7 protein-coding genes are annotated in these 5376 nt (G+C 54.5%); 1 reads left to right on the top strand and 6 read right to left on the bottom strand.

Features of this window, described 5'->3' with window-relative positions; all coding sequences use genetic code 11:
- Positions 1-188: 188 nt before the first annotated feature.
- The 4 genes from AC0QHF_RS00550 to AC0QHF_RS00535 all read right to left on the bottom strand — a co-directional run bounded on the left by AC0QHF_RS00550 (position 189) and on the right by AC0QHF_RS00535 (position 3935).
- The gene (locus AC0QHF_RS00550) at positions 189-1979 is read right to left on the bottom strand and encodes a two-component system response regulator (protein ID WP_324702238.1); all 1791 of its coding nucleotides are present in this window, start codon (positions 1977-1979) and stop codon (positions 189-191) included.
- Positions 1980-2312: 333 nt separating this feature from the next.
- A complete protein-coding gene (locus AC0QHF_RS00545; RefSeq protein ID WP_324702237.1) occupies positions 2313-3197 on the bottom strand; it encodes a fructosamine kinase family protein in 885 nt (294 codons plus the stop codon).
- A 206-nt stretch (positions 3198-3403) separates the two neighbouring features.
- Entirely contained in the window at positions 3404-3673 is a 270-nt protein-coding gene (locus tag AC0QHF_RS00540) for an FmdB family zinc ribbon protein (protein WP_324702236.1), read from the bottom strand.
- Positions 3674-3806: 133 nt separating this feature from the next.
- The gene (locus tag AC0QHF_RS00535; RefSeq protein ID WP_324702235.1) at positions 3807-3935 is read right to left on the bottom strand and encodes a hypothetical protein; all 129 of its coding nucleotides are present in this window, start codon (positions 3933-3935) and stop codon (positions 3807-3809) included.
- Between the two features lie 12 nt (positions 3936-3947).
- Between AC0QHF_RS00535 and AC0QHF_RS00530 the strand changes: the two genes are divergently transcribed.
- The gene (locus AC0QHF_RS00530; RefSeq protein WP_324702234.1) at positions 3948-4589 is read left to right on the top strand and encodes a hypothetical protein; all 642 of its coding nucleotides are present in this window, start codon (positions 3948-3950) and stop codon (positions 4587-4589) included.
- 16 nt (positions 4590-4605) lie between these two features.
- Here AC0QHF_RS00530 and AC0QHF_RS00525 read toward each other — a convergent pair whose 3' ends face one another.
- On the bottom strand, positions 4606-5100 hold the full coding sequence (locus AC0QHF_RS00525) for a hypothetical protein (RefSeq protein WP_324702233.1): 495 nt from the start codon (positions 5098-5100) through the stop codon (positions 4606-4608).
- A gap of 177 nt (positions 5101-5277) precedes the next feature.
- Positions 5278-5376, bottom strand: a 99-nt coding sequence (locus AC0QHF_RS00520) for a photosystem II protein D1 (protein ID WP_324702239.1), incomplete at its 5' end; no start/stop codon positions are given.

Genomic DNA, 5376 nt, shown 5'->3' with positions numbered 1-5376 from the left:
TTTGAAAGGGGGGAGAAGGGGGGAGAAGGGGGGAGAAGGGGGGAGAAGGGGGGAGAAAGGGGGGAGAAAGGGGGGAGTAAGGGGGGAGAAAGGGGGGGAGTAAGGGGGGAGTAAGGGGGGAGGTCGGCTTCCCGTGGGGGCAACCTTATCGGGTTGCCCGATGTTCGAGTATTTAACCGGATTTGATATCAGCGCCTTTGAGATGCGATCGCCCTCCAAGCCATTTCCGGAGCGAGGGGTTTGGAGAAAAAATATCCCTGTCCGTATTCGCATCCCAACTCCTTCAATTTGGTCACTTGTTCCGCTATTTCCACCCCCTCGGCGATCACCGTCATCCCCAAATTTTGGGCGAGGGAAACGATCGCCTGAATGATCGCCGTGTGTTTCCCCTGTTCCGTCAGACGGGTGATAAAGGAGCGGTCGATCTTCAAGGTGTCGATGGGGAAATTGTGCAGGTAACTCAGGGAAGAATAGCCGGTGCCAAAATCATCAATTCCCAACTGAATTTTACGGTCTCTGAACTGCTGTAAAATCTCCAGTGCAGCGCGTTCGTTTTCGATCAAGGCAGTTTCGGTAATTTCCAGCTTTAAACTGCTCGGATCGAGTCCGGTGCGAGCGAGGATATTGTCAATTTGTTCGATCAAATCATGCTGACAAAATTGTTTCACCGACAAATTGACACCGATACTGATGGGCATTTTTCCCCCATTGCACTGTTCCTGCCACTGCCGAATCTGGCGGCAGGCTTCCTCCATAATCCACTGTCCCAATGGCACGATTAAACCCGTTTCTTCCGTCGCCGGAATGAACTCATAGGGAGAAACCACCCCCCGCGTCGGATGGTGCCAGCGCACCAATGCCTCGAAGCCGGCAATGCGGTTCGTCGCCAGGTGGACGATGGGTTGATAGTGGAGGATAAATTCATTTCGTTGGAGCGCCCGTCGCAGGTCATTTTCCAATAATAAACGGGCCAAAGATTGGGCGTGCATTCCGGCATCAAAAACTTGGTAGCGGGCTTTGCCTTTCGCCTTCGCCTGATACATGGCGGTGTCCGCATCTCGGAGCAAGTCCTCGGGGCGATCGTAATCGTGGGTCCCCAAAACGATGCCGATGCTGGCGTTGATAAAAATCTCTTCTTCTGTTATATAAAACGGTTTAGTGAGGGCTTTATGAATTTTTTTCGCCGTCTGCTTCGCCCGATCTATATCTTTGATTTGATCGATTAAAATGGTGAATTCATCCCCTTCAAATCGCGCCAAAAAACCATTGGGAATGATGCAGGATTTCAATCGCTTGGCGACCGCCATCATCAGCCGATCGCCCACCAGATGCCCCAAAGAATCATTGACGATTTTGAAGTTGTCGCAGTCGAGAAACAAAACCGCAAATTGGCGATCGCGTTCTTCCTGAGTCCGATTCAGGGCTTCCATGAGCCGTTCCATAAAGAAAACCCGGTTGGGCAACCCCGTGAGCGCGTCGTGGGATGCCATGTGCAGCAGTTGTTGGTTGGCGTCCGCCAGTTCGCGGGTGCGTTCCCGAACTCGCCGTTCCAATTCCAGGTTCATTTGCTCGACTTCCAGATGGGCGCCGCGGATTTCCAATTGAGTCCGAACCCGGGCGAGAACTTCTTGGATTTCAAACGGTTTTGTGATATAATCGATACCGCCTACCTCAAAGGCTTTAATTTTGTCAAACACTTCCCCCAAGGCGCTCAGGAAAATGACCGGAATTTGACTGGTTTGTTCCGAAGCCTTCAACCGCTCGCAAACTTCATAGCCATCCATGTTTGGCATGAGAATATCGAGCAGAACTAAATCGGGGGGATTGACGGCAATCTGTTTGATCGCCGCGCCACCATCCGTGACGCACTCGACGGCATACCCCTGTTTGTTGAGCATGGCGGACAGCAAACGCAGATTGTGAGGGGTATCGTCAACAATCAGAACGCGGGCGGGGGGAGGATCAGAATTTTTGTTCATGCTACTGGTGGGAGGTAACGCACCCGGAGTTTGATGCAGTTCGATCGGTTCCGACCACTTCAAACCTAGAGAAAGCCTCTAATTTCATTGTGACTTCTGAGGCGATGGCATGGCAACTTTTTTTCACACCCCGCCTCGAACGAGATTCGTCCGTCCGCCTCACCCCCGGCGGAGAGACGCGGTGAAACCTGTCATATCCATCCCACTTAAGGATGAAAATTAAAATCGGATTTTTCGGGAAAACGGCCGCTATCCGACGGCCAAGAATTTCATCCAAATTGGTCAGCTCAATCCCGAGCATTTTTTTTTATTTCGCGATCGCCGGGATGAACTTCAACGCAAAAGCTGCTGAATCATGCGATCGGCCTGGGAACCATAACCCCCTCCAAATAAATTAAAATGATTCAAAATGTGATAGAGATTGTAGAGGGTTTTGCGACGCTCGTAGCCCCCATCCAGGGGCCAAACTTCGTTGTAACCCCGGTAAAACGCCGCCGGAAATCCGCCGAACACCTCCGTCATGCCAATATCCACCTCGCGATCGCCGAAATAGGCCGCCGGGTCGAAAATCACCGGTTCCCCGTCGGCCATCACCGAGGCGTTGCCCCCCCACAGGTCCCCGTGAACCAAAGCCGGTTTGGGTCGGTGGCCGGCCAATAGTTCCGGAATTTTCTCCAGCAGGCGCTCGCCGTTGTCGAACCGTCCCCCCCGCCGGCGGGCGAGTTTGAGTTGGTAGCCGATGCGGCGGTCCCGCCAAAATTCCGCCCAGTCCGCCGTCCAGGTGTTGATCTGGGGCGTCGATCCGATGGTGTTGTTGATATCCCAGCCGAATTGATCGTGCCCCGGATAGTCCTCCGGCGGCGTCCACTGGTGCAACCTCGCCAACTGTCGCCCCATTTCCGCCATCGCCTCAGAATTGCCGCGGCCCCCCATTTCCAGCCACTCCAGGACGATATAGGAGGAACTCCCGGCGACGCCCCAGCAAATGGGTTTGGGAACCCGAATCGTGCGGGTTTCCCACATCTGCTTGACCCCCAAAGCCTCCGCCTCGAACATATCCGCCAGAGAGGCACTGTTGAGTTTGACAAAATAGCGGCGCGAACCGTCGTCGAGGCGATACCCTTGGTTGATGCAGCCCCCCCCCACCGATCGCGGACTGTTGCTTTTGAAAAGTTCTCCGGTTGCGTTACTGATGTGTTCGACTATCTGATCCCACATGGCATTTTAAAGCGATCGCGTCATCGCTGGGATTCTATAGCAGGCAACCGGCGATCGGCAACCGGCGATCGGTATAGTCTCGGCACCATCGATGCGGACATCGCCATTTAAAAGGGAAATTGACCGAGACGATTCCTCGGGTTTCATGACATTTAAAACCCTTGCAGCTTGGGAATTCATTCCCGAGGGAGTCTTTCCACCCCAAATCAATCCCGGGCCGTCACATTTTCGTAAACCCCCTTGTCCCGCTTCACCAACTTAGTAAAGCCCGCGTTTCTGTAATCCGCGTTAGAGGTGGGAATCGACAGCATCGGCGCACTCAGCAGGCGGCGGACGGGCGCATCCGACGCCGTTTCCCCAACCTCACAATTCGCCAACTCACAAACCTCGCCCCAGGTTTTCACCTCGCGATCGATACTGTGCATCACCTCGACCTTGCGGTTATTGCTCGGACAGAAATAATCGTAGATCGGCATGGCAGTTGTCCTTACCAGAGAAACCAGTCATCTCCTCTTTTTTATCACAAAATTTTCCAATTCTATTTCCCCGGTTCGAGATCCCAGACCGTCAGGGGGGAAGCGATCGCGGATCGCGGCGGGTCAGAATGTGTCAAAATATACCCTGTAACGCCGGAGCCGGACTCCAGTCAGCCGGTTTCAAGCGGATTTCGGCGCGATCGCGCGGCCCCGCAGTGCCGTCCGCACCCGAGTTGTCGTCTCGTCCGCGACCCAGTTTCAAGGAGAATTTTCGATGAGCGATTTTAAAGCCACCCCCGAAACCGATCTCACCACCACCCAACTCTTAGATCGATATGACATCCGCGACGAAGCCACCATCAAAAGCTGGGCGAAACTCCACGGCTTGAATGGCAATCACGATTCATACTCGCCCCGAGAAGTGGATTTACTCGACCACGTTCACCACCACCTCCACAATTTGGGGATGAGCATCGACGAATATCAAACTTTCCTCAACCGCCGTTCTAACCGCGTCCCCAATTCACCTCCACCCCAATCTCAAAATACCGCGCCCATGCCGGAATCTTCCCCCTCTCAACCTCAACCCGCCGCCCCACCTTCTCAAAACTCGACATCCGACGAGATGGTTGACGGCGCGACGACGACCGTCGATCTGTTGATGTCGCAGTATTCCGAAGCGATCGAATTTATGGGAGAACGCATCGCCGACCATTTTATCGACGAATTGGATGCTTCCGTGATGCGGCATTTGGCGAAAAAAGTTCAGGAGCGGCAGGCGATGAGAGCCAACCGGCCGAATCGCTTTCTCCGCACCATTCAAGCCGTTTTAAAACCCAGCGACAAAGCGATGTTGGGCGAATCCCAATCCGAAGACTCTCGATTGGAGATGGAAAGTAACCACCGTTTGGGATGATCTCGGCTCGAAATTCCTAGAAAAACCGCCGCGGAATTGCCATCGTAGACCATTGGGGTTGACGCCCGCGATCGCCCCCCCGGCTTCGGCCCTCATTTTCCAGCCAAGCCAACCGCCAGATCCGCCCCCCGCCCCGTCTTTGCAGGTAGATGCGAAACGGGTTGTGTCGTTCTCCGAACCGGCGCGCGCTCCCCCGCACCCGGAGATCGTAGGTCCCCTCCACCTTAAACCCCTCCAAACCGTCGATCGTCAGGGGTTCCAAACGGGCGATCGCCACCCGGGTAATTTTAAACCCCCGGGGGGAACTGGCGACGTCGGATTTTAAATTCAGTTCCCGGTGAATCTGTCGGATTTGCAGGGTGAGGGCCTGTTGAACCAGGGTTGGCGTCGGCGTGATTCCCGCCGGAGAACACCCCCACAACGCCAGGGAAATCAACAGGATCGGGATTAAAATTAATTTCTTCGCCACCGCCAGATCCCCTTCGCCCTTCCGATCGCCTCCGGGTTCCATTCGAGTTGACCCGCGATCGCAATTTTACCCGAACGGCGTCGGAATCGGGCACTGCCACTTGGAGGTGGAAAAGCATCAGTACCCCGGGTTCAAGTCGGCTCTGGCGACGGCCATAACACCCCAAAAACAAAAAGCGCCCCCCAATCGGGAGGCGCTTGATTTAAGCTGGGCTAGAAATTAGCCAATTTCGGGGGCAACCAAAGCCACAGTCTCGGACTCAGCAGAAGCCAAGTCGAGGGGGAAGTTGTGAGCGTTGCGCTCGTGCATGACTTCCAT

The organism is Lyngbya sp. CCY1209, assembly GCF_055795065.1.
Note: the sequence above shows the minus strand (reverse complement) of the source record. Positions and strands in the feature narration are given on the sequence as shown.

What these genes read in the sequence shown, in the direction of transcription:
- AC0QHF_RS00540 (WP_324702236.1), bottom strand. Translation starts at nt 3,673, where the DNA reads ATGCCGATCTACGATTATTTCTGTCCGAGCAATAACCGCAAGGTCGAG.
- AC0QHF_RS00525 (WP_324702233.1), bottom strand. Translation starts at nt 5,100, where the DNA reads ATGGAACCCGGAGGCGATCGGAAGGGCGAAGGGGATCTGGCGGTGGCG.
- AC0QHF_RS00550 (WP_324702238.1), bottom strand. Translation starts at nt 1,979, where the DNA reads ATGAACAAAAATTCTGATCCTCCCCCCGCCCGCGTTCTGATTGTTGAC.
- AC0QHF_RS00530 (WP_324702234.1), top strand. Translation starts at nt 3,948, where the DNA reads ATGAGCGATTTTAAAGCCACCCCCGAAACCGATCTCACCACCACCCAA.
- AC0QHF_RS00545 (WP_324702237.1), bottom strand. Translation starts at nt 3,197, where the DNA reads ATGTGGGATCAGATAGTCGAACACATCAGTAACGCAACCGGAGAACTT.